At 61.3% G+C, this 25,953-nt stretch carries 28 protein-coding genes; 22 read left to right on the top strand and 6 right to left on the bottom strand.

The annotated features are described in order from the left end of the window. The first annotated feature begins 226 nt into the window (after positions 1 to 226). The 7 genes from cysS (at position 227) to rarD (ending at position 6,741) form a co-directional block, all read left to right on the top strand. Positions 227 to 1,618 (top strand): cysteine--tRNA ligase, encoded by a 1,392-nt coding sequence (gene cysS, locus AB6803_RS13170; RefSeq protein ID WP_371109309.1) that lies wholly within the window; start codon positions 227 to 229, stop codon positions 1,616 to 1,618. Further along, entirely contained in the window at positions 1,615 to 2,094 is a 480-nt protein-coding gene (locus AB6803_RS13165; RefSeq protein ID WP_371109308.1) for a GFA family protein, read from the top strand. Before cysS ends, AB6803_RS13165 begins: the two co-directional genes overlap by 4 nt. Beyond that, entirely contained in the window at positions 2,091 to 2,582 is a 492-nt protein-coding gene (locus tag AB6803_RS13160) for a GFA family protein (RefSeq protein WP_371109307.1), read from the top strand. The genes AB6803_RS13165 and AB6803_RS13160 overlap by 4 nt, the downstream gene beginning before the upstream one ends. Continuing rightward, positions 2,575 to 3,051 carry a GFA family protein gene (locus AB6803_RS13155; RefSeq protein WP_007693032.1) on the top strand — a complete coding sequence of 159 codons (477 nt, stop codon included), beginning with the start codon at positions 2,575 to 2,577 and terminating at the stop codon, positions 3,049 to 3,051. The genes AB6803_RS13160 and AB6803_RS13155 overlap by 8 nt, the downstream gene beginning before the upstream one ends. Further along, complete coding sequence (gene pip, locus AB6803_RS13150; protein WP_371109306.1) at positions 3,048 to 4,013, top strand: prolyl aminopeptidase; 966 nt, start codon at positions 3,048 to 3,050, stop codon at positions 4,011 to 4,013. The genes AB6803_RS13155 and pip overlap by 4 nt, the downstream gene beginning before the upstream one ends. A gap of 89 nt (positions 4,014 to 4,102) precedes the next feature. Further along, positions 4,103 to 5,719: a citramalate synthase gene (gene cimA / locus AB6803_RS13145; protein WP_371109305.1), complete on the top strand. Its 1,617-nt coding sequence runs from the start codon at positions 4,103 to 4,105 to the stop codon at positions 5,717 to 5,719. A gap of 110 nt (positions 5,720 to 5,829) precedes the next feature. Next, positions 5,830 to 6,741: an EamA family transporter RarD gene (gene rarD / locus AB6803_RS13140; protein ID WP_371109304.1), complete on the top strand. Its 912-nt coding sequence runs from the start codon at positions 5,830 to 5,832 to the stop codon at positions 6,739 to 6,741. Positions 6,742 to 6,769: 28 nt separating this feature from the next. Here rarD and AB6803_RS13135 read toward each other — a convergent pair whose 3' ends face one another. Further along, entirely contained in the window at positions 6,770 to 7,393 is a 624-nt protein-coding gene (locus AB6803_RS13135; RefSeq protein ID WP_371109303.1) for a TIGR00730 family Rossman fold protein, read from the bottom strand. Between the two features lie 155 nt (positions 7,394 to 7,548). Between AB6803_RS13135 and AB6803_RS13130 the strand changes: the two genes are divergently transcribed. The 6 genes from AB6803_RS13130 (at position 7,549) to AB6803_RS13105 (ending at position 14,691) form a co-directional block, all read left to right on the top strand. Beyond that, positions 7,549 to 9,588, top strand: coding sequence for a LysM peptidoglycan-binding domain-containing protein (locus AB6803_RS13130; protein ID WP_371109523.1), 2,040 nt, complete (start codon positions 7,549 to 7,551; stop codon positions 9,586 to 9,588). Positions 9,589 to 9,788: 200 nt separating this feature from the next. Then, the gene (locus tag AB6803_RS13125) at positions 9,789 to 11,675 is read left to right on the top strand and encodes an ABC transporter ATP-binding protein/permease (RefSeq protein WP_371109302.1); all 1,887 of its coding nucleotides are present in this window, start codon (positions 9,789 to 9,791) and stop codon (positions 11,673 to 11,675) included. Between the two features lie 74 nt (positions 11,676 to 11,749). Continuing rightward, positions 11,750 to 12,448 carry a phosphatase PAP2 family protein gene (locus tag AB6803_RS13120; RefSeq protein WP_371109301.1) on the top strand — a complete coding sequence of 233 codons (699 nt, stop codon included), beginning with the start codon at positions 11,750 to 11,752 and terminating at the stop codon, positions 12,446 to 12,448. Positions 12,449 to 12,693: 245 nt separating this feature from the next. Continuing rightward, positions 12,694 to 13,392 carry a phosphatidylserine decarboxylase gene (locus AB6803_RS13115; RefSeq protein WP_371109300.1) on the top strand — a complete coding sequence of 233 codons (699 nt, stop codon included), beginning with the start codon at positions 12,694 to 12,696 and terminating at the stop codon, positions 13,390 to 13,392. A gap of 20 nt (positions 13,393 to 13,412) precedes the next feature. Further along, on the top strand, positions 13,413 to 14,273 hold the full coding sequence (gene pssA / locus AB6803_RS13110) for a CDP-diacylglycerol--serine O-phosphatidyltransferase (protein WP_371109299.1): 861 nt from the start codon (positions 13,413 to 13,415) through the stop codon (positions 14,271 to 14,273). 277 nt (positions 14,274 to 14,550) lie between these two features. Continuing rightward, positions 14,551 to 14,691, top strand: a complete 141-nt coding sequence (locus AB6803_RS13105; RefSeq protein ID WP_371109298.1) for a hypothetical protein — start codon at positions 14,551 to 14,553, stop codon at positions 14,689 to 14,691. Between the two features lie 82 nt (positions 14,692 to 14,773). Here AB6803_RS13105 and AB6803_RS13100 read toward each other — a convergent pair whose 3' ends face one another. Together AB6803_RS13100 and AB6803_RS13095 are read right to left on the bottom strand one after the other, a co-directional pair. After that, complete coding sequence (locus AB6803_RS13100) at positions 14,774 to 15,538, bottom strand: SOS response-associated peptidase (RefSeq protein WP_371109297.1); 765 nt, start codon at positions 15,536 to 15,538, stop codon at positions 14,774 to 14,776. 43 nt (positions 15,539 to 15,581) lie between these two features. Next, positions 15,582 to 15,902: a YnfA family protein gene (locus AB6803_RS13095; protein ID WP_371109522.1), complete on the bottom strand. Its 321-nt coding sequence runs from the start codon at positions 15,900 to 15,902 to the stop codon at positions 15,582 to 15,584. A 149-nt stretch (positions 15,903 to 16,051) separates the two neighbouring features. Here AB6803_RS13095 and AB6803_RS13090 point away from each other — a divergent pair, with 149 nt between their 5' ends. From AB6803_RS13090 to AB6803_RS13060, 7 genes are all read left to right on the top strand, one after another. Beyond that, positions 16,052 to 16,471 (top strand): NUDIX hydrolase, encoded by a 420-nt coding sequence (locus AB6803_RS13090; protein ID WP_371109296.1) that lies wholly within the window; start codon positions 16,052 to 16,054, stop codon positions 16,469 to 16,471. Between the two features lie 77 nt (positions 16,472 to 16,548). After that, positions 16,549 to 17,010, top strand: coding sequence for a TIGR02301 family protein (locus AB6803_RS13085; protein WP_371109295.1), 462 nt, complete (start codon positions 16,549 to 16,551; stop codon positions 17,008 to 17,010). 103 nt (positions 17,011 to 17,113) lie between these two features. Beyond that, the gene (locus tag AB6803_RS13080) at positions 17,114 to 17,371 is read left to right on the top strand and encodes a hypothetical protein (protein ID WP_034518861.1); all 258 of its coding nucleotides are present in this window, start codon (positions 17,114 to 17,116) and stop codon (positions 17,369 to 17,371) included. Positions 17,372 to 17,387: 16 nt separating this feature from the next. Continuing rightward, a complete protein-coding gene (locus tag AB6803_RS13075) occupies positions 17,388 to 18,158 on the top strand; it encodes a hypothetical protein (RefSeq protein ID WP_371109294.1) in 771 nt (256 codons plus the stop codon). 73 nt (positions 18,159 to 18,231) lie between these two features. Beyond that, a complete protein-coding gene (locus AB6803_RS13070; protein WP_371109293.1) occupies positions 18,232 to 19,071 on the top strand; it encodes a folate-binding protein YgfZ in 840 nt (279 codons plus the stop codon). Beyond that, positions 19,068 to 19,685, top strand: coding sequence for a YfbR-like 5'-deoxynucleotidase (locus AB6803_RS13065; protein WP_371109292.1), 618 nt, complete (start codon positions 19,068 to 19,070; stop codon positions 19,683 to 19,685). Before AB6803_RS13070 ends, AB6803_RS13065 begins: the two co-directional genes overlap by 4 nt. Further along, positions 19,682 to 20,215 carry a tyrosine phosphatase family protein gene (locus tag AB6803_RS13060; protein WP_371109291.1) on the top strand — a complete coding sequence of 178 codons (534 nt, stop codon included), beginning with the start codon at positions 19,682 to 19,684 and terminating at the stop codon, positions 20,213 to 20,215. The genes AB6803_RS13065 and AB6803_RS13060 overlap by 4 nt, the downstream gene beginning before the upstream one ends. 60 nt (positions 20,216 to 20,275) lie before the next feature. Here AB6803_RS13060 and AB6803_RS13055 read toward each other — a convergent pair whose 3' ends face one another. From AB6803_RS13055 to AB6803_RS13045, 3 genes are all read right to left on the bottom strand, one after another. Beyond that, positions 20,276 to 20,905, bottom strand: a complete 630-nt coding sequence (locus tag AB6803_RS13055) for an EF-hand domain-containing protein (RefSeq protein ID WP_371109290.1) — start codon at positions 20,903 to 20,905, stop codon at positions 20,276 to 20,278. Positions 20,906 to 21,169: 264 nt separating this feature from the next. Continuing rightward, on the bottom strand, positions 21,170 to 21,676 hold the full coding sequence (locus tag AB6803_RS13050; RefSeq protein ID WP_371109289.1) for a superoxide dismutase family protein: 507 nt from the start codon (positions 21,674 to 21,676) through the stop codon (positions 21,170 to 21,172). Between the two features lie 144 nt (positions 21,677 to 21,820). Continuing rightward, on the bottom strand, positions 21,821 to 22,159 hold the full coding sequence (locus AB6803_RS13045) for a hypothetical protein (RefSeq protein WP_371109288.1): 339 nt from the start codon (positions 22,157 to 22,159) through the stop codon (positions 21,821 to 21,823). A gap of 305 nt (positions 22,160 to 22,464) precedes the next feature. On the opposite strand from AB6803_RS13045, the gene AB6803_RS13040 reads away from it, so the two are divergent. Both AB6803_RS13040 and AB6803_RS13035 read left to right on the top strand, forming a co-directional pair. Then, entirely contained in the window at positions 22,465 to 25,236 is a 2,772-nt protein-coding gene (locus AB6803_RS13040; RefSeq protein ID WP_371109287.1) for a DUF2339 domain-containing protein, read from the top strand. Positions 25,237 to 25,296: 60 nt separating this feature from the next. Next, the gene (locus AB6803_RS13035) at positions 25,297 to 25,950 is read left to right on the top strand and encodes an HD domain-containing protein (protein WP_371109286.1); all 654 of its coding nucleotides are present in this window, start codon (positions 25,297 to 25,299) and stop codon (positions 25,948 to 25,950) included. The last annotated feature ends 3 nt before the right edge of the window (positions 25,951 to 25,953 follow it).

The raw sequence follows: 25,953 nt of genomic DNA, 5'->3' as shown, positions 1-25,953 counted from the left end.
GGGCCACCTTCTCCCCGAGGGGAGAAGGAGAGATTGGGCTCTTGACCAATCGCCATAGTCGAGCGATAAAGCCTGCCATGAAAACGGTTATCTGCATTATCTGCCGGAAAATTATTCGCTAGCGCTTCGCTGGCCTGGCCGTTTTCGTCTCCCAAAATCCAAGATGACAAACGCCCCGGCCTGCCGGTGACGATATTTTTCGGATTTATGCCTTTGGGAGAATGAAATGGGTACCGAGCCACAACTGAAGCTGTACAACACGCTGACGCGCGAAAAGGTCGACTTCCAGCCGATCGATCGCGAGAACGTGCGCCTGTATGTCTGCGGCCCGACTGTCTATGATTTCGCCCATATCGGCAACGGCCGCCCGGCCATCGTCTTCGATGTGCTCTTCCGGCTGCTCAGGCAGGTCTATGGCGAAAGCCATGTCACCTATGCGCGAAACATCACCGACGTCGATGACAAGATCAACGCGCGGGCACTGCGCGACCATCCCGGCCTGCCGCTGAACGAGGCGATCCGCCTGGTCACCGAGAAGACCGAGACACAGTATTATCAGGATACGACCGCGCTCGGCTGCCTGGAGCCGACGGTGCAGCCGCGTGCGACGGACAACATCGCTGAGATGATCGAGATCATCGAGAAACTGATCGCCAGGGGCCATGCCTATCAGGCGGCGGGCGAAGTGCTGTTCGATACCAAGTCCATGGCCGATTACGGCCAGCTCTCGAAGCGCAATCTCGACGAGCAGCAGGCCGGCGCGCGTGTCGCCGTCGACGCCCATAAGAAGAGCCCCGGCGACTTCGTGCTGTGGAAGCTGTCCGCCGACAACGAGCCCGGATGGGAAAGCCCTTGGGGCCGTGGCCGTCCGGGCTGGCATATCGAATGCTCGGCCATGAGCGGCCGCTATCTCGGCGATGTCTTCGATATCCATGGCGGCGGTCTGGATCTGATCTTCCCGCACCATGAGAACGAGATTGCCCAGTCGCGTTGCGCCCATGGCACGGACGTGATGGCGAATGTCTGGATGCACAACGGCTTCCTGCAGGTCGAAGGCCGCAAGATGTCGAAGTCGGAAGGCAATTTCGTCACCATCTACGAACTGCTGCAGACGGAGAAACTCGGCGGCCGGACCTGGCCGGGCGCAGTCCTGCGACTTGCCATGCTGATGACGCACTATCGCGAGCCGATCGACTTCTCCGTGAAGCGGCTGGAAGAGGCCGAAAGGCTTCTCGCCAAGTGGCCAGCGGCGGATATCGGTAATGCCAAGCCGGACGCCACCGTGCTGGCCGCCCTTGCCGACGACCTCAACACCGTCGTCGCGATCCAGGCGCTGCATGCCCTGGCACAGGCTGCCAATGCCGATGCCAGCATCTTGCCCGTGTTTGCGGCAAGTGCTGCATTGCTCGGTCTGCTGCCCGAAAAGGTCGAGATGGATGATGCCGTCGCTTCGGAGATCGATGCACGGGTGCGAGCACGTCTGGAACTGCTGAAAGCGAAGAACTTTGCCGAGGCAGACAAGATCCGGGACGTACTTCTGGCTGAAGGTATTCAGCTGAAGGACGGCAAGGATCCGGCAACGGGCGAGCGCATCACGACCTGGGAGGTCAAGCGGTGAGTGTGACCTACACCGGCGGCTGTCAATGCGGTGCGGTTCGCTTCCGGGTGCGGGGCGAGCTCAAGGACGCGTCGATCTGTCACTGCCGGATGTGTCAGAAGGCCTTCGGCGCCTATTATGCACCACTGGTCTCGACCCGCGGTGCCGAGCTTGTCTGGACGCGGGGGGAGCGGAAGACGTTCCGCTCGTCGAATTTCGTCGAGCGTGGCTTCTGCGGCGATTGCGGCACGCCGCTGACTTATGAGGCGCCGGATGGCATAGCGGTCGCGGCGGGCGCTTTCGATGATCCCTCGCTATTGCCGCCGGTGGTGCAGTTCGGCACGGAAGGCAAGATCGACTTTGTCGATGGCCTGCATCTGCTGCCCGGCCACCGGACGGAAGAGGATGCGGAACAGGCGCCCTTTGTGCTGGAGCTTGTGTCGTACCAGCATCCGGATCACGATACGGCAGCATGGCCACAGGAGACGGGTCAATGACCAAGGCGGCGGGATATAGCGGTGGATGCCAATGCGGCGCGGTTCGCTATCGAACCGCCGGAGCCCTCGGCTATTCGCATCTTTGCCATTGCCGCATGTGCCAGAAAGCCTCCGGCAACTATGCGCTACCGCTGGGCAGTGCCAAGCTTACGGATTTCGAGCTGACGCGTGGCGAGCCCTCGTGGTTTCACTCATCCGACCTTGTGCGCCGCGGCTTTTGCGGCACCTGCGGCACGCCTTTGTTCTACGATATTCCCGGCGCAGATTCCATCAATGTGACACTTGGCTCGCTGGACGAGCCGATGGCGGTGCAACCGGTCGCGCAATCGAATCTGGCGGCAAAGATGCCGTGGTTCCATGCGCTGGATGTGCTGCCGGTGGAAGCGGATGAAGATGAGGCTGACCGCACCGAGGCGATCCGCTCGTCCAATCATCAGCATCCCGATCACGATACCCAAACCTGGCCACAGGAGAAGAACCATGACTGAAGTCACCAGAAGCGGAGGATGCCAGTGCGGCGCGGTGCGGTTTCGCATTCGCGGTGAACTCGGACGCCCCTCGATCTGCCATTGCCGCATGTGCCAGAAGCAGTTCGGCAGCTTCTTCTCCGCTCTGGTGACCGCACCGGACGGTAAGCTGGAATGGACGCGCGGCGAGCCGACTTATTTCCAGTCCTCCGTCAACATCGAGCGCGGCTTCTGCAAGAATTGCGGCACGCCGCTGACCTATCGCCATCCCGGCGGCCTGGAGATCGCCATCGGCGCCTTCGACGAACGCGACGATCTGGCGCCGCAGATCCAGGTGAATCACGCCTCGCGCCTGCCTTGGGTCGAAACCATATTCCAGCAGCCGGTACATCAGGATCCGGATTTTTATGCCCAGCAGGAACGGATCATTTCCTTCCAACACCCCGACCATGACACCGACGTGTGGCCCTCGGAAGGGCTGAAAATATGACGGAAGTTTTGCGCACGCTTTACCCGGAAATCGAGCCCTATGCCTCCGGCCATCTCGATGTCGGTGACGGCCATGTCATCTATTGGGAACGCGCCGGCACGCCTGGCGCCAAGCCTGCCGTCTTCCTGCATGGCGGCCCAGGCGGCGGCATCTCGCCGAGCCATCGCCGTCTGTTCGATCCGACGCTCTACGATGTGACATTGTTCGACCAACGCGGCTGCGGCAAGTCCACGCCGCATGCGGGGCTCGAGGCCAACACGACCTGGCATCTGGTTGATGATATCGAACGGCTGCGCAGCATGGCGGGTGTCGACAAGTGGCTGGTGTTCGGCGGCTCCTGGGGATCGACGCTGGCGCTCGCCTATGCGGAAACCCACTCCGAACATGTCTCGGAACTGGTCGTACGCGGCATCTATACGCTGACCAGGGCGGAGCTCGACTGGTATTATCAGTTCGGCGTCTCGGAAATGTTCCCGGATAAGTGGGAGCGCTTCTTAGCACCGATCCCGCCGGAAGAGCGCCATGAGATGATGCTCGCCTATCACCGCCGGCTGACGCATGAGGACAAGGCTGCCCGTCTCGAGGCCGCCAAAGCCTGGTCGCTCTGGGAGGGCGAGACCATCACGCTTCTGCCCGACCCTTCGACCAGCACGCCGTTCGAAGATACGGAATTCGCGCATGCCTTCGCGCGCATCGAGAACCACTTCTTCGTCAATGCCGGCTGGATGGACGAAGGCCAACTGCTGCGCGATGCCTACAAGCTGAAGGACATTCCAGGCGCTATCGTTCATGGCCGCTATGACATGCCCTGCCCGGCAAAATATGCCTGGGCGCTGCACAAGGCATGGCCGAAAGCGGAATTTCATCTGATTGAAGGCGCAGGCCATGCCTATTCCGAGCCCGGTATTCTCGACCAGCTGATCCGCGCCACCGATAAGTTCGCAGGGAAGATCCAAGCCTGAACGATACCTCTCCCCGCCCCTTCGACAAGCTCAAGGTGAGGAGAGGAAGTGACTGAGCAAGAAGAAACCGGCTCGCCGGAGGAAACAGTATGACACGCGAAAAAATCTATCTCTTCGACACGACCTTGCGCGACGGGCAGCAGACGCCCGGCATCGATTTTTCGGTCGAGGACAAGATTTCGATCGCCACCATGCTGGATGAATTCGGCCTCGATTATGTCGAGGGCGGCTATCCTGGCGCGAATCCGACCGATACCGCCTTTTTCAACGAGAAGCGGACGCAGACGGCCTCCTTCGTCGCCTTCGGCATGACCAAGCGCGCCGGCGTTTCCACCTCCAACGATCCGGGCCTTGCGACCCTCCTGCAGGCAAAGGCCGACGCCATCTGTTTCGTCGCCAAGAGCTGGGACTATCACGTCAAGGTCGCGCTCGGCTGCACCAACGAGGAAAACCTCGAAAGCATTGCCGAAAGCGTCAAGGCGGCCATCGGCGCGGGCAAGGAAGCGCTGGTCGACTGCGAGCATTTCTTCGACGGCTACAAAGCCAATCCGACCTATGCGCTGGCCTGCGCCAAGACGGCCTATGAGGCCGGAGCCCGCTGGGTCGTGCTCTGCGACACCAATGGCGGCACGCAGCCACCGGAAGTGCGCGCCATCGTCGAGGCCGTGATCGCCGAGGGCATTCCGGGGCACTGTCTTGGCATTCATGCTCATAACGACACCGGCCAGGCGGTCGCCAACTCGCTTGCCGCCGTCGAAGCCGGCGTGCGGCAGATCCAGGGCACGCTGAACGGCATCGGCGAGCGCTGCGGTAATGCCAACCTGATCACGCTAATCCCGACGCTGGCATTGAAGAGAACCTATAGCGAGCGTTTCGAAACGGCGATCGACGGCGAACGGCTGTTGGGCCTGACCAGCCTGTCGCATGCCTTCGATGAGCTGCTGAACCGCTCGCCGGACCATCAGGCCCCCTATGTCGGCGCTTCCGCCTTCGCGACCAAGGCCGGCATCCATGCCTCGGCACTGCTGAAGGATCCGCGCACCTACGAGCATGTGCCGCCGGAAACCGTCGGCAACTTCCGCAAGGTCATGGTCTCCGACCAGGGCGGCAAGTCGAATTTCATCAATGCGCTGAAACGGCGCGGCATCGAGGTCGGCAAGGACGATCCGAAGCTCGACCGGCTGATCCAGATCGTCAAGGAACGGGAAGCCACCGGCTACGCTTACGAAGGTGCCGACGCCAGCTTCGAGCTTCTGGCGCGCCGCACGCTCGGCACCATTCCGGACTTCTTCGCCGTTGACGGCTTCCGCGTCATGGTAGAGCGCCGCTTCGATTCCCACGGCCGAGTAAAAACTGTCTCGGAAGCGGTGGTCAGAATCATCATCGACGGCCAGACCATCATGTCGGTTGCCGAAGGCGACGGCCCGGTCAACGCGCTCGATCTGGCGCTGCGCAAGGATTTCGGCAAATACCAGCATGAGATCGACGATCTGGAACTGGCCGACTTCAAGGTGCGTATCCTCAATGGCGGCACCGGGGCCGTGACCCGTGTCCTGATCGAATCCACCGATAGCGACGGCGTGCGCTGGTGGACGGTCGGCGTTTCGGAAAACATCATCGACGCCTCGTTCCAGGCGCTGATGGATTCCGTCATCTACAAGCTGATGAAGAACCGGCATATGGCGGGCAAGATCGCGGCGGAGTGATCCGCCGCTCATCAAAAACCTTGACCATGCCGTCAAGGAAATGAATTGGCCCAATGCCAAACTTTGGAGTAATCCCGTCCCCAATAAAAATAGCATGACGGGAAACACCAATGGCTACCGACACGGTCGCACCTGACGTCAAGAACGAGGACAGCCTGCGCGGCTTCGGCTTCGCGCTGACGGCCTACCTATTCTGGGGCGTCTTGCCGCTCTACATGAAGGCCTTGGCGCATATTCCGGCCACGGAGATCGTCGCCCACCGTATTTTATGGTCCGTACCCGTTGCCGGCGTCGTGCTTCTGGCGCTCGGTCGCATGGGCGATATCAAGGCGGCGCTCAGCAGTCCGCGCACGGTCGCCATGGTGTCGCTGACGGCGACGCTGGTGACCGTAAACTGGGGAACCTATGTCTGGGCGATCAGCGCCGGACATTCGCTCGACGCGGCGCTCGGCTATTTCATCAATCCGCTGTTCAGTATCGCGCTCGGCGCCCTGCTGTTGAAGGAGAAGCTGGCGCCGCTACAGATCGCCGCGATCTGCCTTGCGGCGGCGGCAGTGGTCATTCTGACCATCGAGGCCGGCACCGTACCCTGGGTGGCGCTGACGCTGACCCTATCCTGGGGCTTCTATGCCTTTTTCCGCAAGACGCTGCCGGTAGGAGCAAACCAGGGCTTCTTCCTGGAGGTGCTGCTCCTCTGCATTCCGGCTACGCTTTACATCCTCTATCTGGAAGCACGCGGCGAAGGCCATCTCTACCGCACGGGCATCGCGGATACGGCGCTTCTGCTCGGTTGCGGCCTGGTGACCGCCCTGCCGCTGATGATCTTCGCCAATGGGGCGAAGCTGCTCAGGCTCTCCACGATCGGCATCATGCAGTATATCGCGCCGACTATGATCTTCCTCATCGCGGTCTTCCTGTTCAAGGAGCCTTTTGGCACGACGCAGATGATCGCCTTCTCGCTGATCTGGGCGGGGTTGGTGCTCTATAGCTGGTCGATGCTGCGTCAGAGCCGGACACGCTAACCGACAAACATGGTTAGCGAATCCTTAATCAGAGCTTTGAGATAACAGCCTCTTCGCCATCGCGCGGTCCCTGCACTTCAGCGGCATGCTTGCGGATCGCCGGGATGATGTCGGCAATCTGGTCGATGACCAGCGGCTGGACGCGATGGGACGTATGGATGAAGCCTTCTTCCGTCATGTGGCGGATCAGCTCCATCATCGGGTCCCAGAAACCGTTGATATTGGCAAAGACCATCGGCTTCTCATGACGGCCGAGCTGGCCCCAGGTCATGATCTCGACGATCTCCTCCAGCGTGCCGATACCGCCCGGTAGTGCGACGAAGGCGTCGGCGCGCTCGAACATGCCATGTTTGCGCGTATGCATGTCCGGGGTTATGATGAGCTCGTCCAACTGGCCGAGCGAATGGCGCGTCGCTTCCATATCGACGAGGAATTCCGGAATGATGCCGGTGACCTTGCCGCCATGCGACAGGACACCGCTTGCCACAGCGCCCATGATGCCCTTCGTTCCGCCGCCGTAGACGAGGCGCAGCCCGCTCTCGGCGATGTGCTTGCCAAGCTCGCGGCCCGCGGCCATGTGGGCAGGATCGCGTCCCGGCCTTGAGCCGCAATAGACGCAAATGGATCGAATTGGTGCAGAATCTTCGGTCATGAATGCAAACAACTATGCTGCAGATGCTCAGTCAAGAATTTTCACAAGAAAACTTGTGCCCGAACATGCGGAAATGCCTGAGAAAGCTTGTAAAAGCAGGCGAAATCGTTAGCAATTTCAAGAGTGGGGACGATGCCGCCGCTTGGAGATGAATGATGATGAAGAACCGTGCCGGCTGGCTGGCTCTGTTGGTGCTGGTAATTGCGACCCTCCTGATGGTCTTTTTCGTGATGCCACGCATCAACGGCGACAAGAAGCCGATCGGCGACGCCGTCAATCAGGCCAGCGACACGGTGAAGAACACCCTCTCTGAGAGCGCGCAAAAGGCGGATGATGCTGCGCAAAAGGCGAGCGAAGCAACGCAGAACGCTGCCAAAACCGCTATCAATGCCGCCGATGTCGTCAAGAAGCTCACCGATCTCAGCGGCGCGGCGACAGCCTCCCTCGCCGATCTCAAGGCGCTCTTCAAGGACGGCAAGGGTCCGAGCGAGGATATATTCGCAGCCGCCAAGACGAAGGTGATCACGGCGCTGCAAGCAGTCGTCGGCTTTACCGCTCCGCAAGGGACGGACGCCACCACGACCGCCCTGGTCGACAAGGCGCATGACGGCGCCGGCAAGGCGCTCTCCATCATCCAGTCGCTTCCGGAAAACATCGCCGATGCCAATGCCGCGATCGACAAGGCGCTGGCAGCGCTGACCGGCCAGCCCGTGCCGCAGACACAGGCCGCAGCCGGATCCTCGACGCCATCCTTCGACGTGCTGCGTGTCGAGCCCGATGGCTCCACCGTCATCGCCGGTTCGGCCGAGCCCAATTCCAAGCTGGAAATCGTCGACGGCGACAAGGTGGTGACGACGACCCAGGTCGGGCCGAGCGGCGATTTCGTGGCCGTGCTCGACAATCCGCTGCCGCCCGGCGACCATGAACTCGCCTTGCGCGCAACCGGCAAGGACGGCAAGGCCGTGACTTCGGAAGAAGTCGCCACCGTTTCGGTTCCGAAGGACGACAAGAGCCAACTTCTTGCCATGGTCTCCAAGCCGGGCGTAGCAAGCCGCATCATCACCGCGCCGTCGGCCAAGCAGGGACGCGTCTCTCCGAGCGAACAGGCGACGACCACCAACCCGCCGGCGACCGCCGCCGACGCCAAACCGCAGGATAATGCCGCCGTCGCCACCGCGACCGCGACCGCCGGCAACGCTACAGCCACGCCGCCTGCCGCAACGTCCGGCAGCGAGCCAGACGTGATGGTCAATGCGGTCGAAATCGAGAACGACCACATCTTCGTTGCCGGGACGACCAAGCCGAACGCCAAGGTCCGCGCCTATGCCGACGACAAGCTGATCGGTGAAATCGCAGCGGGAGCCGATGGGCATTTCGTCGTCGACGGTACAATGCCGTTGTCGGTCGGCAACCACAAGATCCGCGTCGACGTTCTCGGCGGCAACGGCGATGTGGTGGTCCGCACCAGCGTCAACTTCACCCGCCCCGAGGGCAATCAGGTGACGGTCGCGGCGCAGACACCAGCGGCTGCCGGTGCCAGCAGCAATCCGGCCGCCACCACCATGGTGCCGCTTGACGTAGGTGAGCTCGGCAAGCTGACGGAGAATGCCTCGAAGGCCTTCACCCTGCTGAAGGGCCTCTTCGCCGATGGCAAGCAGCCGAATGCCGAGCAGCTTGCCGCTGCCCGTTCGGGAACGGAAATCGCGCTCAAGTCCCTTTCGGAATTCCGTCCGACGATCGACGCGAATGCGGCGCTGAAACAGGCGGCCACGGATGCCTCGAACGCGGCACTCAAGGCGCTTTCCTCGCTGCAGGCCCTGCCGAAGGATCCGAAGTCGGTCGGCGATGCCTTGCCCAATCTCGAGCAGATGATCGCCGCCGTCGCCAAGCCGGAAAAAGCGACGCCGGCAAGCGCGGAAACCGCCTCCAATGGCGGCGGCCCGAAAACCATAGAACAGGCGCCGCTATCGCAGGACACCAATGCGGTCATCATCCGCCGCGGCGATACGCTCTGGCAGATCTCCCGCCGCATCTACGGCGCGGGCGTGCGCTATACGACGATCTATATCGCCAACGAAGACAAGATCAATAATCCGGACCGCATCCTACCGGGCCAGGTCTTCGGCCTGCCGAAGGACGCGCTGCCGAATGCTGAAGAACTGCACCGCAAGCGGCTTTCGGGCGAGCATCTGTAAGAGGCAAGCTCTCGCAACAAAACCAATACGATGCGGCCAGGCGCCATCAACGCCTGGCCGCTGCTTTTACCGGGCATCAAAATAGTATAAGCGTGCCGCCAATCCCTTTGCCCTGGTCATGATCCGACTGGGCCTTTCCAGCCAGGCGGCGCGATTGCGTGCCATTGCCCGGCTGCCTCACATATTCGCCGGAGACGGACATGGCAGACCGCAAGAAGACCATATCGGCGGATTCCAGCAATCCATTGAATACGCTCGTCAATCTCTGGCCCTATATGTGGCCGACGGGGCGCATGGACCTGAAGATGCGGGTCGTCTGGGCAACCGTCTACCTGCTGGTCTCGAAACTCTTCCTGCTGCTGGTCCCGTATTTCTTCAAATGGTCCGTCGATGCGCTGAACGGCAAGCTCGACATGCAGGGTATCCTGCCGGCCTTCATGGTCGGCGCCATCGCGCTGATCATCGCCACCAATGTCACCCGCCTTATCCAGCTCGGCCTCAACCAGCTTCGGGACGCACTGTTTGCCAGCGTTGGCCAGTATGCCGTGCGTCAGCTCGCCTACCGGACCTTCGTGCACATTCACGAGCTGTCGCTGCGCTTTCATCTTGAGCGCAAGACCGGCGGCCTGTCGCGCGTCATCGAGCGCGGCACCAAGGGCATCGAGACGATCGTCCGCTTCACCATTCTCAACACTCTCCCGACCTTCGTCGAGTTCCTGCTGACCGCCATCATCTTCTGGCGCGGCTACGGCTTTTCCTATCTCGCCATCACGGCGGTTACGGTCTGGCTCTATATCTGGTTCACCGTCAAGGCGAGCGACTGGCGCATCTCCATCCGCCGGACGATGAACGAGAGCGACACGGACGCCAACACCAAGGCGATCGATTCACTCCTGAACTTCGAGACGGTCAAATATTTCGGCAATGAGGAGATGGAGGCCAAGCGTTTCGATCAGTCGATGGCGCGTTACGAGAAGGCCGCCACCGGCGTCTGGACGTCGCTGGGCTGGCTCAACTTCGGCCAGGGCGTGATCTTCGGACTCGGTACCACGGTCATGATGGTCGTCTCCGGCTGGGCCGTTCTTAACGGCCACCAGACGGTCGGCGACTTCGTCTTCGTCAACGCCATGCTGCTGCAACTCTCCGTGCCGCTCAACTTCATCGGCTTCGTCTACCGCGAAATCCGCCAGGGCCTGACCGACATCGAGGAGATGTTCGACCTCCTGGAAGTCAAGCCCGAGGTAACGGACGCTCCCGACGCCAAGGAACTTGTCATCGGCAAGGGCGCCATTTCCTTCAAGGATGTGCATTTCGCCTATGACGCCGCCCGGCCGATCCTGAAAGGCATCTCCTTCGAGGTGCCGGCCGGCAAGACGGTCGCCGTTGTCGGTCCCTCGGGCGCCGGCAAATCCACCTTGTCGCGGCTGCTCTACCGCTTCTACGACGTCCAGAGCGGCACGATCACCATCGACGATCAGGATCTGCGCACGGTGACGCAGAAGAGCCTGCGCAAGGTGATCGGCATGGTGCCGCAGGATACCGTGCTTTTCAACGACACCATCGCCTACAACATCCGCTACGGACGGACGGGTGCGAGCGAGGACGAGGTGATGGCAGCGGCCGAAATTGCCCAGATCGGCAACTTCATCCGCCAGCTGCCCGAGGGTTTTGAGACCAAGGTGGGCGAACGCGGCCTGAAACTTTCCGGCGGCGAAAAGCAGCGTGTCGCCATTGCCCGCACCGTTCTCAAGGCCCCGCCGGTGCTCATCCTCGATGAAGCGACCTCGGCGCTGGACACCACGACCGAACAGGAAATCCAGACGGCCCTCGACGTCGTTTCGAAGAACCGCACGACGCTGGTCATCGCCCACCGGCTCTCCACCGTCATCGGCGCCGACGAGATCATCGTGCTGAAAAGCGGGGAAATCGCCGAACGCGGCACGCATGCCGCCCTTCTGGAACAGAACGGCCTCTACGCCTCGATGTGGAACCGCCAGCGCGAAGCGACACAGGCCGAAGAGCATCTGAAGCAGGTGCGCGAGAACGACGACCTCGGTGTGGTCAATCGGCTCGCGCCGGCGCGCTGAAGCAAGCGGCTGTCATGAGACTGAGATACGCGCTTGATAGCGAGAGCGGTCACTCATTCGAAGAGGCCCCCCGAATGCGCAATCTCGCCAGAACCTTTACCCTCCTTCTCGCCGTCGGTCTTGCCGCGCCGGTCTTCGCCGACGACGCCAAGCCATTTGCCAATGCCAAGGAGATCAATCTCCTGAACCTTCTGCCCCCACCGCCGGCCAATGACTCGGCCCAGACCAAAGCCGAGCTGGGAGAAATCCTGACGCTGCAGGTGACCCGCACCCCGGAAATGGCTGCCCGCGCAGTTGCCGATGCCGAGGAAAACGTCTGGCGCTTCTCCGACGTCATCGACAATCCGAAATTCACCAAGGAAAACCTTCCGAAGTTCTCGGCCTTCTTCGATCGTATCGTCGAAACCGAGGGCGCCGTCGTCGATCCGGCCAAGGATGTCTGGAAGCGCCCGCGCCCGCATCTCTACAGCGATCTCGTCAAGCCGATCGTGCCTCTGTCGAAGTCCGGTTCCTATCCGTCCGGCCATACGACGCTCGGAACGCTGATGGGTATCGTGCTTTCGAACATGGTGCCGGAAAAGAAGGCTGTCATCATGACCCGCGCCTGGGAATACGGCCATAACCGCATCGTCGGCGGCATCCACTACGCCACCGACATCGAGGCCGGCCGCATCGCGGGCACAGTCATCGCACAGACCATCACCACGCATGAGGATTACAAGGCCGAATACGAGGCCGCTAGGGAAGAGCTGCGGGCCGCTCTCGGCCTTTGATCCTCGCTGAGCACAGCACTGGCATAACAAGCCGCCGGACCATCTTCCGGCGGCTTTTCATTCGCTGTCGCGACGACCCTTTCGGCGTTGCAAGAATTTGTGCCCGACCAAGCGTTGGGGAACGCGGCAATGGCAATAGGCTTATCCCGGCCGGTTTCGCCTGGGGGTGACTGCGCGAAACCATTGCCCATGACGGCTTTTGCCTGTAGTCACCGTCAACTGGCAATCACAGGAGCCCGCCATCGATGAGCTTGTTGAATAGCGTACGCAACGTAATCGTCCCCGTGCACAAGGAAGGCTATCCCTTCGTCGCAGGCTTCTTTGTTGCATCGCTGGTTCTCGGCTGGGTCTTCAAGCCGCTCTTCTGGATCGGCCTGATCCTGACGCTCTGGTGCGCCTATTTCTTCCGCGATCCCGAGCGCATGACGGCGCAGGACGATGATCTGGCCATATCGCCTGCCGACGGTAAGGTCTCCGGCGTGCAGATGGTCACGCCGCCGGCCGAGCTTAATCTCGGCATCGAGCCGATGCTGCGCGTGTCGATTTTCATGAATGTCTTCGATTGCCATGTGAACCGTTCGCCGATGCGCGGCCGCATCACCAATATCGCCTATCGCCAGGGCAGCTTCCTCAATGCGGAGCTGGACAAGGCGAGCGAGGAGAACGAGCGCAACGGCCTCACGATCGAAACCAAGCATGGTGAGATCGGCGTCGTGCAGATCGCGGGCCTCGTTGCCCGCCGCATCCTTTGCTTCGTCAATGTCAACGAGCCGCTCGACGCCGGCGAGCGCATCGGCCTGATCCGCTTCGGTTCACGTCTCGATGTCTTCCTTCCCGCGGGCGCCGAACCGCGCGTTGCGGTCGGCCAGAGGGCGATCGCCGGCGAGACCGTGATCGCCGAATTCGGCTCGCCGAAAGGCCCGACCGTTAGCCGCCGCAGCTAAGCGCCAAGGAAACGAGCAGGATGAAAACGCCCTTTCCGCCCTTCGAGCCGAATGGTCCCAATGACGAGGCGCGCGGGCCGCGCCTTAGGGAAATTCCATTACGGCTGATGGTGCCGAACATGATCACCGTCCTGGCGATCTGCGCGGGCCTGACCGGCATCCGTCTCGCTTTCGAAAACCGTTACGAACTCGCCGTGGTTGCCGTGCTGGTCGCCGCATTCCTCGACGGCGTCGACGGACGCGTGGCGCGGCTGATGAAGGCCACGTCCAAATTCGGCGCCCAGATGGATTCGCTTGCCGACATCGTCAATTTCGGTGTCGCGCCGGCGCTTGTCGTCTATGTCTTCCTGCTCGATCAGGCACGCTCGCTCGGCTGGATCGCAGCCCTGATCTACACCATCGCCGCCGGCTTACGCCTTGCACGCTTCAACGTCATGGCGGAGCGCGAGCACAAGGCGTCCTGGCAGTCGGAATATTTCGTCGGCGTGCCGGCGCCGGCCGGCGCCATGCTTGTGCTGCTGCCGGTCTATCTCGGTTTTCTGGGCGTGGAGCCCACCAGAACCTTCGCCTATTGGGGTGCCGCCTATACCGTGCTGATCGGCTTCCTGCTGGTCAGCCGCTTGCCCGTCTGGTCCGGCAAGACCGGAGGCAGCGGCATTCGCCGCGATCTCGTGCTGCCGATCATGCTGGCGCTCGTTGTCTATGTGGCGCTGCTGATGAGCTACACCTGGCATGTCATGGTGGTGACCGTCATTGCCTACCTGCTGTCACTGCCGCTCGGCGCCCGCTCCTGGGCGCGCAAATACGGCACCTTCACCATCAACGGCCCCGCCGATCCCGACGTCGACGATTCCAACGACGATATCGGTCGGCATATCTAGCCAAAAAGCCGGCATGGCTCGACGCGCCGAGCCATACTGCTCGTCGTTGGTCGACGGGTTGCGTCGGCTCACGCCAAGCGGGCATATGGTTAATTAAGAATTAATACCTTAGGTAGATATATAAAATACGGAAATTTCGCGCTCATCTCGCGAAATATGGTCGCTGTTTACAAAAGCTGATCGGCAAACGCCTTTGATTTGTCATGATTTACGACACATTAGCGAAGCAGTTTGGTGATTCAGAAAACACCAGCGGGAACAAGGTGAGGAGTAACCCATGACCACGAAGAAAAACGAAGCGGCACAACCGCAGGCAAAGATCGATCCCAGCCTGCTTTATCGTCCGCTCGGCCTGAAGGCCGTTCTGGCAGCACATCTGATGCTGAAGACCAAGCCGATGAAAAAGAAGATCGCCTAAGACCAGACTTTATTCGCCAGCCAGCGGGAGCCGACTGTCTTATCAGCGGCTTGTGGCAGCGCCGATCTCGACACGAAGCCGTTCAGAAGAGGTTCAACTGGCCATCGCCAGGGTCTGGCTTCTTCAACGGCTTGGCCGGAGCCTCGATCGTTACCGGCTCCTGCAAGTCAGGTCCCATATTGGCGACCTTGTTAATGCGATCCGAAACCGGGATCGCCTCGAAGAAATCCTCCTGAACCGGTGCCATCAGGTCGAGAACCTCGCGCGGCTCCTGTGTCTTGCAATCCAGCCAGCGGGCAAAATCCTCCGGCTTGATGACAACGGGCATGCGGTCATGAATGGGACGCATCGTCTTGTTCGCCGCCGTCGTCAGGATCGCACCCGTATCGACTTCCGACCCATCGGCCGACGCCCAAGTCTCCATCAGGCCGGCAAAGGCGATGACACCGCCTTCGCGCGGGCGTATCCAATAAGCTTGAGACTTCTCGCCGCTCTCCTTGGAGGGGCGATGCCATTCGTAAAAGCCCGAGGCGGGGATCAGAATGCGCCGATGCCGCATGGCGGCGCGGAACGAGGCCTTGCCGATTGCGGTTTCGGCACGCGCATTGATCAGCAGCGGAAACTCCTTCGGATCCTTCACCCAGGCGGGCGTAAAGCCCCAGCGGACGAGCACTGCGCGACGATCCGGCAGGTTGCTGCCCCGCTCCTGCCTGTCGCCCGAGATGACAACGAGGATCGGCTGTGTCGGCGCGATATTATAGCGCGCGGGAAAGCCTTCGCTGAGCAGGACGCCCAGCGCCTCGCCCACGTATTCCGGCGTCGATGTCAATGCAAAGCGTCCGCACATAGGGCTTGTTTTGCACCCTGAAAGCCCTGGGTCAAGGAGAAGGTCAGCCGCGCGGGCCGAAGAGAATGATGGAGCCACCCGCGAGGCAGACCGCGGCACCGGTGATATCCCAGCGATCAGGCAACCGTCCCTCGGCTAGCCAAAGCCAGAGAATGGAGGCGACGATATAGACACCACCATAGGCCGCGTAGGTGCGCCCCGCCGCATCGCTCGGCACCAACGCCAGCAGCCAGGCGAACAGCGCCAGCGACACCAGGCCGGGCGCCAGCCACCAGATGGGCTTTGCCAGCCGCAGCCAAGCCCAGAAGGCAAAGCAGCCGGCAATCTCAGCCAACGCGGCAAGGGCATAGAGGGCGTATGTCATCATAATATTCGGCTGCTTGGGCGGCGGTTTCGAATCGTCGTTCTCATTTGCAAGTAAAAGGGCTTTCATCCGGTGCAACAAGAGCCGTATCTTGCAAGCATTGAAAGCCTCCATCGCCGCATAATATTTCCCTCGGGATTCGAAGACCCATGACCTCCATCCCTCGCCCTGCCTCCTCCGCCATCCTTGAACGCGACGGTCGCTTCCTGTTGGTGCTGCGCCGCAACCCGCCGTCCGCCGATATGTATGCTTTTCCCGGCGGACGGGCCGAGGACGGCGAGACGCCGGCGGAAACGGCGGTGCGGGAGTTCGAGGAGGAGACGGGGATACCGGCCCGCAATCCCCGCCTGTTCGAGACTTATGATCTCCGGAGCCATGCAGCAGACGGGACACTTACCAGTCACTTCCTCCTGTCGGTCTTCCAGGTCGATGCCGACGAGGAAGCGACCGCCGAAGCCGCCGACGATGCCGCTGCAATCGGCTGGTACACGCTGGAGGAGATCCGCGCCCTGCCCGTTCCAGCAAGCGTGCTCGAATGCGTCGAGCGGATCGCTGCAGCCCGTGGCTGAGGGGATGAGCCGGCTCCGGCGTTAACGATGCTTAACAATAACGGGGTGGAAAGCGAGCCTTTCGCCTTGTTCCCGTCATGCTTGCCGTATCAATTGAACACATGATTCATCGTCGCCTCATTCATCCGCTTGTGATCTGCGCCGCGCTTGCGGCTGCATTTCCGGCCTTTGCGCAGCCGGCGACGACCGCTCCGCAAGTGCAGGCGCCCGGCGATAATGGCGACGCCGAGCAGCCGACGCCTTATGACGACCAACTTTTGCGGCTCGCCGAAATTCTCGGCTCGGTCAACTATCTGCGCAACCTCTGCAGCCCCGCCACGGAAGACGGCTGGCGGACGGGCATGCAGCAGTTGCTCGACGCGGAGACCAAGAACGAACCGAAACGCAAGGAAAGACTAACCGCCGCGTTCAACCGTGGGTACAGATCTTTTGCGTCGGTTTACACGAATTGCACCTCGCAGGCCGTTGTCGCCGAGGAGCGATACCGTAACGAAGGTGCAACACTCGCTACAGAAATAACCGCTCGCTTTGGAAATTGACGATTTATTAACCCCTTTTCGTACCGAGCCGTGTCGTTTTAGGAAAAGGCTGATAAAGTCGTTAATCAAGCGGTAAGGACATGAACGTCGTAAGGAAGAATCGATGGAAGCTAGCCTGAACGAAATCGACGACATGATCGTCCACGAAAAGATGCAGGCAGCGCTGGAATACCAGAACGAGGCTTGGGCCGACGGAATGGCCGACGGCATTGAGCCGGAGATCATCGCCGACGCCGCGATTGCCCATGCCATCCGCGAGACTATTCGCATTCATGGGGAACAGGGCGCGGAAGCCTTGCTCGAATCGCTTAGGGAACGCATGCTTGCTGGTGAATTCTCTCCGAACCGCACCCTGCAATAACAGCCAGAGATCCCTTATGCATGTAGTACCAGGCAATGAGTTTCGACGTTCCATTGCCTCGCTCGCCGCCGCGACTATGTTTTTCGGCAGCCTTGCTTCCCCTCTGCCGGCTCTCGCCTTTTCGCTGATAAATCCGTCCGCCGCTCAGTCGGGTGCTGCGAGCAAGCCTACGCAGCAAAACAGTGACAAGCCGATCGAGCAGGCGCTGGAAGCCCCCTCCAAAGCTCTTCCCATGCCGGACCCGCTGGTCAAGAGCCAGGCCGGAGAATCCAGCGGCGGCGCCGCCGCCAACGATGCTCCGAATAACGGCAAGCCGGCGGAAATCATCTACGATATCAGCAAGGTGCCGGAGCCGGTGCGCAAGCTGCGCGAGACCATCGTCGAGGCGGCTGCCTCCGGCGATCTTGAGCGCCTGCGCCCGTTGATGAATGTCGGTGGCGGCCTCAACCAGACGCAGGTGACGGCGGACGATCCGGGCGAAGATCCGATCAAGACGCTGCATGATCTCTCCGGCGATTCCGACGGCATCGAGATCCTCTCCATCCTCCTCGATATCCTGTCGAGTGCCTGCGCCCATGTCGGCCAGGGAACGCCGAACGAGATGTATGTCTGGCCCTATTTCGCCGAGAAGGACATCAAGACCCTGACCGCGCCGGAAAAGGTCGACCTGATGCGGATCGTCACCGCCGGCGATTTCTCCGACATGCTGGAGTTCGGCGGCTATAATTTCTATCGCGTCGGCATCACGCCCGACGGCAAGTGGAAATTCTTCACCTCCGGCGAATGATCCGGCCGCAGAACTTGCGGTTCCCGAGCAGAGGCCCTACCTCTGGGCGATAGGCGAAATTAGCGGGTTCATCATGCCAGCCGTATTCCTGAAAGACCGTTCCTTTCTTCGCGTCACCGGCGCCGAGGCGGAGCCTTTCCTGCACAATCTCATCACTACCGACCTTGCCTCGCTCGGCACGGACGAGGTGCGTCCCGGCGCGCTGTTGACGCCGCAGGGCAAGATCCTGTTCGACTTCATGATCTCCAGGGATGGCCCCGGCTTTCTACTGGAAACCGATACGGCGCAAAGGGATGGGCTGCTGAAGCGGCTCACCATGTATAGGCTGCGCGCGCCGGTCGATTTCGCTGTAGAGGAGACCGACGGCGTTACGGTCGCCTGGGGCGACAATGCAGCCGAAGGCCCCAAGGATAGCCGCTTCGCCAAGGCGGGCATTGTATTGACGCGGACATCAGGCCATCATGGCGACGACGCCGAGACACTTTACGAGGCGCTACGCATCGCCAATGGCATTGCCGTTTCCGGCCCGGATTTCGCCCTGCAGGACGCTTTTCCGCATGATGTGCTGCTGGACCTCAATGGTGGCCTTGGCTTCCGCAAGGGCTGCTATGTCGGCCAGGAAGTGGTTTCGCGCATGCAGCATCGCGGCACCGCGCGCCGGCGGGTCGTCATCGTCACCGGAAGCACCGATCTGCCCGCAAGCGGCACGGAATTGACCGCCGGCGGCAAGCCGATCGGCACGCTGGGTTCGATCGCTGGCGCCAGCGGGCTTGCCATTGTTCGTATCGACCGCGCCGGCGAAGCCATCGCTGCCGGCACGCCGATCCTGGCCGCCGGCATCGCGGTCTCCGTTGCATTGCCCGTCTGGTCCGGCCTCACCTTCCCGACGCATACCGACGAGGCTTCGGCATGACATCGGGTACTACCCCGCGTGCCTGGCAGCGCATGCTGTCCGGGCGCAGGCTCGACCTGCTGGACCCCTCGCCGCTCGACGTCGAGATCAGCGATATCGCCCATGGACTCGCCCGCGTCGCACGCTGGAACGGCCAGACCTCCGGGGATCACGCCTTCTCGGTGGCGCAGCACAGCCTCGTCGTCGAGGCGATCTTCCGCCAGCTCAACCCGGCGACACCGGATGAACTGCTGGCGGCGCTGCTGCATGACGCTCCCGAATACGTCATCGGCGATATGATCTCACCGTTCAAATCGGTGGTCGGCGGCGAGTACAAGCTGGTGGAAAAGCGGCTGGAGGCGGCAATCTACCGGCGCTTCGCCTTGCCGCCACACTGCGCCCCGCGCCTGAAGGAAAAGATCAAGAAGGCCGACACGGTCTCAGCCTATTTCGAGGCAACGCTGCTGGCCGGCTTTACACCGCAGGAAGCGCGAAAGTTCTTCGGCCAGCCGCGCGGCATTACGCAGGACATGCTGCCGATCCAGCCCATGCCGGCGATCGAAGCCCAGCGGCTTTTCCTAAGACGTTTCGAGGCGATCGAGGCCGAACGCGCCGCCGTGGGAGCCGAGGCATGACCACGATCGTCGTGTCGCCGCTGGCGCGCATCGCTGAAATGGCTGTCCGCCATGGCGCATCGGAAATGATCAGCCTGATGGCGAAGGAGCAGAGCTTTCATCGGCCGGCCGTGATCAAGGCGGAGCGGCATCTGTTGCTCGGCATGAACGATATCAGCTTTGCCGGCACCGGCGATCTCGTCGCACCGCAGGAGACGCATGTCCGCGACATCATCGATTTCGCGAGAAGCTGGGATCGCACCGCGCCACTGCTGATCCATTGCTGGATGGGCGTCTCGCGCTCGCCGGCGGCGGCACTGATCGCAGCGCTTGCCGTTCATCCCGGAGAGGACGACTTGACGCTTGCCCGCCGCCTGCGTACCGCCTCGCGCTATGCGACGCCGAACACGCGATTGATCATGATCGGTGACGAGGTGCTTGGCCGCAAGGGACGGCTGGTCGACGCCGTCAAGGCGATCGGCCGGGGTGCTGACGCGGATGGCAATGCGCCCTTCGTGCTGCCGCTGCCAGCGGAGATCGACGTCCCATAAAAAACGGAGACTGCATTTGCGCAATCTCCGTCCATTTCAGGTTTAAGTCATGGCAACTGATCAGGCGGCAACGCTGTTCGTCTGATCCGTATCATACTGACCATAGGTATTCTGATAGACGTTCATCGAGGCCTGCAGCTCGCTGATGAAAACTTCCAGCGCGTTCTGGTCGGCATTGTCGCTGGTGCTATCACTGGAGGGCTGCTCCTGCGACAGGACATCGGCGGCGGACGCATCGGTCGACTTTAGGACATCGAGGCCTTCGGCGAACTGATCCTTGTCCAGCGAACCCGAGCTTTGGGTATCCAGGCTGTTGAACAGGTTCGCGGCATCGCTTTCGCTCATGTCCTTCGGGCGTCCGGCCACGAACTCGTCGGAGGAAACCTTGCCATCCTTGTTGGTATCGAGGCTGGCGAAGAGCTGGTCCATCGGTGATTGGTCGGACGAGTCATCGCTTGACGTGTCCGTGCCGGTCTGGCCGCTGGCGCTCGCCTGCTGCATCTGCAGCAGCATGGACGCCAGATTGCCGGAGAACGCGCTCGTCGGACTCTGAGCGCTGCTGTCATCGCTGTCCTCATCGCCGAGAACGCTCGCCGACAGAAGCCCTGATTGCGCTGCTTCCTGCAGCTCCTGGGCGTCCACAACGCCGTCATGGTTTTTATCAAGGGGATTGTACGAGGCAGCGCTCATGCTGCTTCCAACTGAAGAAATACTACTCATCCAAATCTCCTGAAGTAAACGCCACCAGGCGCTTTCGGTGGGACGCAGCACACTTGTTGAAATGCCTGATGGGATAGGCCGATTTGGAGGGGTGGTCAAAGATAGGTGTTAATTGATCATTAACCCCAATTGACAGGCATCGAATCATATCGCCGGTGGGCCTCCGCATGAGAAGGACAACCGGCGCTAGGTAAGAAATCGGGGCAAATGCCGCGAATCACTAAGGCGGCAAAACTATTGGATCACCGCGCAGGCCAGCCGCTTGCCGGCACCGCCGACGGGCTGGCTGCGGTAATCATCGGAGTCAGCGTGGATCATCAGCGTCCGGCCGCGGATACCGTTCTTGCCGTCGAGCGATACCATGCCGTTGAAGACCTGTGCCCGCAGCTTGCCGTCCTGATCGACATATTGGTTGGGCATGTCGCCAGCATGCGGGCCATTGGCGGCAAGCAGACCATGCTCCGCCTTGGTGGGATTGAAATGGCCGCCGGCGGAATCGAACCCGTGTGTGTGGTCGCAGCGATCACTCTCGTGGATATGGAAGGCAACCCAACGATTGACCGGCAGTCCGGAGACATCGAGCTCGATCAGCACGCCCGTCTTCGCCTCGGTCAGGACCGCCCGTCCCGACTGCTTGCCGTCGGCACCGATGAAATTCGCAATCGCCGTCTGCTTACCCTGCGCGAAGGCGGGCAAGGCCGCAGTCAGCGCCAGCGTTGCGGCAATAATGATCGTTCTCATGGATACATCCTCCCTTTTGGCGTTACCAATGCAACGCATCACGGGGACGGGTGTTCCGGCGAGGAGGAAAATGAATAGTTTCAATCACAAAGAAGCGGTCCGCCGTTGTCCGGCGAACCGCTATCATTATCCGGCAAAAGCGGATCAGGCCGCTGCACTGTCCACGTCGTACTGTCCGTAGGTGCTGTTATAGGCATCCATCGGCGTCAGCAGGTCGAGGTCGAAAGCACTGTTCGTCTCCAGCGATTTGCCCGTCGCAGTCGTGCCGGCAATCGGCATTTGCATGAGCTTCGCCATCAGGCTGCTCAGCGCACTGCTGGTTCCATCGCTGCCTTCAGCATTCGAATCGTCCTCGAGGATACCCGGGCGCTCATCGGCTTCACGCTCCTCACGGCTCAGGACACCATCATCATTCGCGTCGAGCCGCGAAAGAGTGCCCCGATAAGGATAGGAACTGTTGGATATGGAAGATACATGGGACATACAAACCTCCTAGGGTAGGAGCCGCCTCATGCGACGTCGTTTGTACGCAATACATTTCAGTTGAACTATACATGTGCTGATAGGCCTGTTCTCAGCATCGGTAAAGGCCAAATTGTTAATGAGTATTAACAATAGTTTCCAAGTTATAAATTAACACATCCTAATAATTCTAGAGCCGTCGGCAAACCAGAACACGCCATCTTCGTCGCGTAATCCCCTGGAATCATGAGTGAATTGGCTGATCGTCCCTTACTCCCCGGTTCATTTCGTATAATGTGCGGCCAAGAGCCCATGGAGGGGACATCATGGATTTGCTGCTGATCGCGGTCGTAGTCGTCGGTATTTTTATACTGCGGAGCTACAATCTACGGCTAGGAAAGCTCGAAAGCCGCGTCCAGGAGCTGCAGAATGCACTCGCCGGCCGGGTGCTGGCCATGGGAAGCGGCGAATCAGCTAGTGCGGCCGAAACCATCGATGTGGCCGATTCAGACACCGAATCTGCTGCGCAGCCCTTGGCAGAGACGGTAGCGGCGCCTGCTGTTGAAGCAGCCACCATGACCGATGGCGGCGAAACAGCACCAATCCATGAGACCGTAACTCCCGCCTTTGCGCAGGATGCCCATACCTCCGGAAATGAAAGCCTGGAAAGCACGATCGGCGCCCGCTGGGCCGTCTGGGTCGGCGGTATCGCGCTGGCATTCGGCGGTATCTTCATGGTCAAGTATTCGATCGAGAGCGGCCTGCTCAGCCCAGGCGTGCGGCTGGCACTCGCCGCGCTCTTCGGTCTGGTTCTGATTGCCGCCGGCGAAGTGATCCGCCGCCGCTCCGCGCCAGTTCTTGCCAATGCCTTCCAGAATGCGATGATCCCCGGCGTGCTGACGGCGGCGGGTGTCGTTGCGCTGTTCGGCTCGACCTATGCCGCGCATGGCATTTACGGCTTCATCGGACCGGCGACCGCCTTCTTTCTCCTGGCGCTGATCTCGCTTGCCACCCTCGGCCTGTCGCTGTTGCACGGCCAGGCGCTTGCCGGCCTCGGTCTGCTGGCCTCGATGGTCACCCCGGCCCTGATCGCCTCGACGGCGCCAAAGCCGTGGGTATTGTTCGGCTATCTCGTCCTCACCTGGCTCGCCACAGCCACCGCATCGCGGCTGCGCCGCTGGCAGATCGCGCCCGCCTTGGCAAATGTGCTCCTCAGCCTTTGGGCACTACTCTACATTACAAACAGTCCTGTCGTTGACCTTAGCCCCGTCACACTCGCCATGCTGGCGATGATCGCCGGTACGATCTTCATCTGGCCGGGGCGTTATGAAATCGCAGCAGTGCCTGGCGAAGATCCTTCAGTGCCAGCCGGGCTGACCGACTCAGAAGAGTCGCCGGCCCTGCCGCCCGTGAGCCGCCCGGTCCTATTTCTCGCCCGCGAGCCACTCGGCATGACGCTGACAGCATCTATCGGCGCCTGCGCAGTCGCGCTGTCCATGCTGGGCTACGGCCTGTTGAACGGATACCCGCTCTCCAACGCCACCCTTCTGTTCGCGGCGATCGTTGCGGCAGTCGCGGCCTTCGGAGCCAGCCGTTTGCATGCGGCCTGGGCGGCCATCTTGTCAGCTGTCGCCGCCGGTCTTGGCATGTCCATGCTTCTGACGTCCCCGATGAATGCCTTGGATTGGGGCATCGCGGAGGTTTCGCCAGCGCTCTATGATATCGTGGTCTATGAAGGTCTCGGCCTCGGTGCAGTCTTCGTGCTGATCGGCGTCTTCTTCCTCAAACGGTTCGGCGAGAGCGAGAAGCCCTTTGCGGCGTTCTGGAGCGTCATCATGGCCGCCACACCGCTGGCGATCGCCACCATCAGCTACATCACCTTCGGCAACTGGACCCGCGACTGGCTGCACGGGCTCTATGGCATCGGGCTCGCCGTCATCCTGATGGCGCTCGCCGAATGGCAGCATCGCCGCTCCGCCGAGAGCAGCCTGGCGCTGCCTACGAATATCCTCGCGGCCGGCTCGTTTGCCGCTGCGGTCTTTGCCCTACATACGCTTGCCCACGACGCCGTGCCGACGATCCTGCTGCCGATGCTGGGCATTGCCTATCTGCTGGTCGGGCGGATCCGCTCGTGGCTGGTGCTGCCATGGACGATGGTCGCGGCGCTGATCATCACCATGGGACGCATCGCCTGGCAACCGACGATCGTCGACCCGGGTGAACTCGGCACGACGCCGGTCTTCAACATGCTGCTGGTCGGCTACGGTATCCCCGCCGCACTCGCCGTCTGGTCCGCATTCGAGGTCAGGCGCTCGCCAAGCCTCAGGCTTCGCAATGCATTGCAGGCGCTGGCGAGCCTTCTGGTGCTGCTGACCATCGCCATCCTCGTGCGTCACGCGATGAATGGCGGCGTGCTTAATTCAAGCGTTCCGACGCTTGGCGAACAATCGATCTACACATTGCTGGCGATCGGCGCCTCGGCAACGCTGATGGCGCTCGATCTCAGCGCTTCGAGCCCCGTCTTCCGCTATGGCGGCATGGCAGTCGGCGTCCTCTCCGTCATCTCGATCCTGACGCTGCATCTGCTCGGGCTCAATCCGTTCATCACCGGCGAGAGCACGGGCAGGATCCCCTTCTTCAACTTGCTGCTGCTCGGCTATCTGCTGCCGGCGCTCGCCTATGCCGGATTGGCTCTCTATGCGCGAAACAGGCGGCCCCTGCCCTATGTGACCATGCTGGCAGTCGCCGGCGCCGTCATGACCTTTGCCTGGGCGACGCTATCGGTGCGCCGCTTCTGGCAGGGCGAGTATATCCCGTTCTGGAACGGCTTCATTCAAGGGGAACTCTATTCCTACTCCGTCGTCTGGCTGACGATCGGTATCGCCCTTCTCTGGCTCGGGGCACGCTTTGATGCCCGCAGCCTGCGCATCGCCTCCGCCGCGCTGGTCCTCGTCGCCGTCGTCAAGGTCTTCCTCATCGACATGGCAAATCTGGAGGGCTTCCTGCGGGCGCTGTCCTTCATCGGCCTCGGCGCGGTATTGATCGGCATCGGCCTGTTCTATCAGAAGCTTCTGACGGGCAAGAAGGCCTCGGGGTGATTGCAGAGAATCTCCGCGCTCGATAGGAACAGGAGAGATCATTCCGACACGGGGCTGACGATGGACACCAACAGGATGGCGCGGGCCTTTGCCCCGTTCGAAACGCTGGCCGCGGATCTCATTCCGCATGCAGCCGATGGCGACGACGGCTCGCATGACATCGCCCATATCCTGCGCGTCTTCAGGAGCGCCATGGCCATTCAGGCCGAGGAAGGCGGCAATGCCCGCATCCTCGCCGCAGCCACGCTGCTGCATGATTGCGTCTCGGTCGAGAAGAACTCGCCGCATCGCGCCCAGGCATCGAGGCTCGCCGCCGAGAAGGCGTCCGGCATCCTCAGAGAGCTTGGATGGACCGATGAGGACATCGCCGCCGCCGCGCATGCGATCACCACGCACAGCTTCTCCGCCAATCTGCCGCCGGAAACGCTGGAGGCGAAAATATTGCAGGACGCCGACCGGCTGGATGCGATCGGCATGGTGGGTGCAGCGCGCTGCTTCTATATCGCCGGGCGCATGGGCTCCGGTCTCTATGACCCGTTCGATCCGCTTGCCACGGAGCGGCCGCTTGACGACAAGCGCTTCGCCATCGATCATTTCGAGACGAAGCTGTTCAAACTGGCGGATGGGTTCCAGACCGAGGCCGGCCGCAGGTTCGCCGGCGACCGGCATGAGCGGCTGAAGACCGTGCTGGCAATGTTCATCGACGAAATCTGAGGA

The organism is Rhizobium sp. RCC_161_2 (assembly GCF_041355235.1).
Lineage (GTDB): Bacteria > Pseudomonadota > Alphaproteobacteria > Rhizobiales > Rhizobiaceae > Rhizobium.
This window is presented reverse-complemented; position numbering and strand designations above follow the sequence as displayed.

Bases quoted from the DNA above. Each gene is read 5' to 3' on its own strand.
- AB6803_RS13120 (WP_371109301.1), top strand. From the start codon at position 11,750: ATGCGCAATCTCGCCAGAACCTTTACCCTCCTTCTCGCCGTCGGTCTT.
- rarD (WP_371109304.1), top strand. From the start codon at position 5,830: ATGGCTACCGACACGGTCGCACCTGACGTCAAGAACGAGGACAGCCTG.
- cimA (WP_371109305.1), top strand. From the start codon at position 4,103: ATGACACGCGAAAAAATCTATCTCTTCGACACGACCTTGCGCGACGGG.
- AB6803_RS13085 (WP_371109295.1), top strand. From the start codon at position 16,549: ATGCTTGCCGTATCAATTGAACACATGATTCATCGTCGCCTCATTCAT.
- AB6803_RS13095 (WP_371109522.1), bottom strand. From the start codon at position 15,902: ATGACATACGCCCTCTATGCCCTTGCCGCGTTGGCTGAGATTGCCGGC.
- AB6803_RS13075 (WP_371109294.1), top strand. From the start codon at position 17,388: ATGCATGTAGTACCAGGCAATGAGTTTCGACGTTCCATTGCCTCGCTC.
- AB6803_RS13055 (WP_371109290.1), bottom strand. From the start codon at position 20,905: ATGAGCGCTGCCTCGTACAATCCCCTTGATAAAAACCATGACGGCGTT.
- AB6803_RS13070 (WP_371109293.1), top strand. From the start codon at position 18,232: ATGCCAGCCGTATTCCTGAAAGACCGTTCCTTTCTTCGCGTCACCGGC.
- AB6803_RS13050 (WP_371109289.1), bottom strand. From the start codon at position 21,676: ATGAGAACGATCATTATTGCCGCAACGCTGGCGCTGACTGCGGCCTTG.
- AB6803_RS13090 (WP_371109296.1), top strand. From the start codon at position 16,052: ATGACCTCCATCCCTCGCCCTGCCTCCTCCGCCATCCTTGAACGCGAC.
- AB6803_RS13060 (WP_371109291.1), top strand. From the start codon at position 19,682: ATGACCACGATCGTCGTGTCGCCGCTGGCGCGCATCGCTGAAATGGCT.
- AB6803_RS13155 (WP_007693032.1), top strand. From the start codon at position 2,575: ATGACTGAAGTCACCAGAAGCGGAGGATGCCAGTGCGGCGCGGTGCGG.
- AB6803_RS13115 (WP_371109300.1), top strand. From the start codon at position 12,694: ATGAGCTTGTTGAATAGCGTACGCAACGTAATCGTCCCCGTGCACAAG.
- AB6803_RS13080 (WP_034518861.1), top strand. From the start codon at position 17,114: ATGGAAGCTAGCCTGAACGAAATCGACGACATGATCGTCCACGAAAAG.
- AB6803_RS13040 (WP_371109287.1), top strand. From the start codon at position 22,465: ATGGATTTGCTGCTGATCGCGGTCGTAGTCGTCGGTATTTTTATACTG.
- AB6803_RS13130 (WP_371109523.1), top strand. From the start codon at position 7,549: ATGATGAAGAACCGTGCCGGCTGGCTGGCTCTGTTGGTGCTGGTAATT.
- AB6803_RS13045 (WP_371109288.1), bottom strand. From the start codon at position 22,159: ATGTCCCATGTATCTTCCATATCCAACAGTTCCTATCCTTATCGGGGC.
- AB6803_RS13100 (WP_371109297.1), bottom strand. From the start codon at position 15,538: ATGTGCGGACGCTTTGCATTGACATCGACGCCGGAATACGTGGGCGAG.
- AB6803_RS13135 (WP_371109303.1), bottom strand. From the start codon at position 7,393: ATGACCGAAGATTCTGCACCAATTCGATCCATTTGCGTCTATTGCGGC.
- AB6803_RS13105 (WP_371109298.1), top strand. From the start codon at position 14,551: ATGACCACGAAGAAAAACGAAGCGGCACAACCGCAGGCAAAGATCGAT.
- AB6803_RS13065 (WP_371109292.1), top strand. From the start codon at position 19,068: ATGACATCGGGTACTACCCCGCGTGCCTGGCAGCGCATGCTGTCCGGG.
- pssA (WP_371109299.1), top strand. From the start codon at position 13,413: ATGAAAACGCCCTTTCCGCCCTTCGAGCCGAATGGTCCCAATGACGAG.
- AB6803_RS13035 (WP_371109286.1), top strand. From the start codon at position 25,297: ATGGACACCAACAGGATGGCGCGGGCCTTTGCCCCGTTCGAAACGCTG.
- pip (WP_371109306.1), top strand. From the start codon at position 3,048: ATGACGGAAGTTTTGCGCACGCTTTACCCGGAAATCGAGCCCTATGCC.
- AB6803_RS13125 (WP_371109302.1), top strand. From the start codon at position 9,789: ATGGCAGACCGCAAGAAGACCATATCGGCGGATTCCAGCAATCCATTG.
- cysS (WP_371109309.1), top strand. From the start codon at position 227: ATGGGTACCGAGCCACAACTGAAGCTGTACAACACGCTGACGCGCGAA.
- AB6803_RS13160 (WP_371109307.1), top strand. From the start codon at position 2,091: ATGACCAAGGCGGCGGGATATAGCGGTGGATGCCAATGCGGCGCGGTT.